The sequence below is a fragment of the Treponema endosymbiont of Eucomonympha sp. genome, assembly GCF_001028545.1.
Genome location: NZ_BBPW01000587.1, coordinates 1 through 466, shown reverse-complemented (window position 1 = coordinate 466; position 466 = coordinate 1). Strand labels below are relative to the sequence as shown.

At 59.0% G+C, this 466-nt stretch carries 1 pseudogene; it reads left to right on the top strand.

Going from position 1 to position 466, the window contains the following annotated elements:
- Positions 1 to 413 (top strand): annotated as a pseudogene (locus AWU74_RS08190) (hypothetical protein); the annotation flags it as partial.
- Between the last annotated feature and the right edge of the window lie 53 nt (positions 414 to 466).

Sequence of the window (466 nt, the reverse complement as noted above, 5' to 3'; positions counted from 1 at the left end):
TAGGCGCGGTGAAAATAAGGATGAAGCTTCTGAACAGCAGCATCGACGAGCGGAAAAGGGGCTACCGCACGTGGAAGGCGTTTATCCGCGAGGCGGCGCAGAATACGGCGGTGCGCTTTGCGGACGAGGACGAGCGCTCTCTGTGCCTCGACGACGCCGCCGCGCGCGGCAAGATAACGGTGCCGGAAGTGTTCGCCGCGCTGTGCGCCTGCATTCCCTCCGGTGACTCGTGGACGAACTTTCAGGACGTGTCGAGGCTGCTTGCGCGCAAAATCAACTTCCACGAGTTCGGCTATTCGCAGTTCAAGAAGCTGGCGCTCGACGCGGAAAAACGCGGGCTGGTGTCGGTGCAGAACAACGGCTCTTCGTGGCTGATTAAGCGTTCGGTTTCACCGAACGATCGAGTTCTTTGAAAGAACTCGGCAGAGAGTAAAACCTCTGTCCTGCCCTAGGTAGTGTGGACTGG